At 60.2% G+C, this 797-nt stretch carries 1 protein-coding gene and 1 pseudogene; both read left to right on the top strand.

The genetic code is table 11. The features are described from left to right. A partial coding sequence (locus tag H3V53_RS43200; protein ID WP_336603042.1) for a response regulator transcription factor occupies positions 1–273 on the top strand: 273 nt, incomplete at its 5' end. A gap of 72 nt (positions 274–345) precedes the next feature. Next, a pseudogene (locus H3V53_RS43195) lies at positions 346–797 on the top strand (hypothetical protein); the annotation flags it as partial.

Raw genomic sequence — 797 nt, 5'->3', positions numbered from 1 at the left:
AGCCTGTCAATGGCCGAGCGGTTCGCCCAGAACCTGAACGAACCGGCGGAGGCAATGCCCCATCAGCGGCTATCCGAGCGCGAGTTCGATGTCTTCAGAAGAATTGTCGAAGGCCAGAGCATTACGGACATTGCACATGAACTGTGCCTCAGCGTGAAGACGGTCAGCACGCACAAGACGCACGTCATCGAAAAAATGCAGGCGGGGAATGAAAGCGCGCTCATCCGCTACGCGATACGGCACAAACTCTTCGACGATGAACTGGACGTATAGCCGGGGAAACCAGGTTGGCGCGTCGCCGCGGTTGGCGCCCGCCCGATCACATCACAAATTCGGAGGACAAACTTGTCGCAGACACAGGTGTTCAAAACGACGGATGCGAGCCGAAGCCTCACCGTCCCTTTGCATGGCATGAAGGAGCGCCATGTGGCCGTGCTGGCATATAACGGTTGTCATGGAATGGCGGCCGCAGCCATTGCCGAGATATTTGCGATGTGCACCGAACTGTGCGCCAGAAGCGGTACGGGGTTCGCATGGGCGGTGCAGTTCCTGTCGTACCAGGGTGGACCGGTTGCATGCCGCGCGTCGCTCACCCTGTGGACGGAACCCTTCCACAGCGCGCCTCCCGAATCCTATGACGCTGTCTTCCAGCTCCCGGGTCGCACCGATGGCGAAGTTGAAGCTGAAGAAGCCTTGATGGGAGAGTGGCTTCGGCGCGCAACCGTCGTTCCGATATCTGCAACGGGTCGGGCCGCACAGGATGGCGAGCTGTCGATGCCGGAGACGCCATCCGCAGG

This window comes from Paraburkholderia bengalensis (assembly GCF_037126505.1).
Taxonomy (GTDB): Bacteria; Pseudomonadota; Gammaproteobacteria; order Burkholderiales; family Burkholderiaceae; genus Paraburkholderia; species Paraburkholderia bengalensis.
Note: the sequence above shows the minus strand (reverse complement) of the source record. Positions and strands in the feature narration are given on the sequence as shown.